The organism is Marinifilum caeruleilacunae, from assembly GCF_013141825.1.
In the GTDB taxonomy this organism is placed as follows: Bacteria; Bacteroidota; Bacteroidia; order Bacteroidales; family Marinifilaceae; genus Marinifilum; species Marinifilum caeruleilacunae.
The window spans coordinates 1-942 of sequence record NZ_RZNH01000106.1; the positions used below are offsets into that span (position 1 = coordinate 1).

At 45.0% G+C, this 942-nt stretch carries 1 pseudogene; it reads right to left on the bottom strand.

Going from position 1 to position 942, the window contains the following annotated elements:
• A pseudogene (locus ELS83_RS21690) lies at window positions 1-942 on the bottom strand (hypothetical protein); the annotation flags it as partial.

A 942-nucleotide genomic window follows, 5' to 3' on the forward strand; every position in this document is an offset into this window, starting at 1 on the left:
ATGTTAACACGGTAATGGTCTGAGTTGTTACTCCGTTTGACCACAAGTAGGTTGAACCTGCATTGCCTGCATCTAAACTAATCGTGCCACCTGCACAAGTTTCCTGGTCTGGGCCAAGATTCACAACCGGATTTGGATGAACTGTAACATTTACATCATCAGAAGCAGAACAACCATTTGCATCAGTCACCACAACTGAGTAGTTGCCAGATGTTGAAACTGTGATGGCTTGAGTCGTTGCGCCATTTGACCACAAGTATGTAGCTCCTGCATTGCCTGCATCTAAAMTAATCGTTCCTCCTGCACATGTTTCCTGGTCTGGGCCAAGATTCACAACCGGATTTGGATGAACTGTAACATTTACATCATCAGAAGCAGAACAACCATTTGCATCAGTTACCACAACTGAGTAGTTACCTGATGTTGAAACCGTGATGGCTTGTGTTGTTGCGCCATTTGACCATAAATATGTAGCTCCTGCATTGCCTGCATCTAAACTAATCGTGCCACCTGCACAAGTTTCCTGGTCTGCGCCAAGGTTCACAACAGGATTAGGATGAACCGTTACGTTTACATCATCAGAAGCAGAACAGCCATTCGAATCAGTTACTACAACTGAGTAGTTACCTGATGTTGAAACCGTGATGGTTTGTGTTGTTGCTCCGTTTGACCACAAGTATGTAGCTCCTGCATTGCCTGCATCTAAAGTAATCGTGCCACCTGCACAAGTTTCCTGGTCTGCACCAAGGTTCACAACAGGATTAGGATGAACCGTTACGTTCACATCATCAGAAGCTGAACAGCCATTGGCATCAGTTACCACAACTGAGTAGTTACCAGATGTTGACACGGTAATGGTCTGGCTTGTCGCACCATTTGACCACAAATATGTTGATCCTGCGTTGCCTGCATCTAAGGTAATTGTTCCACCTGCACATGTTT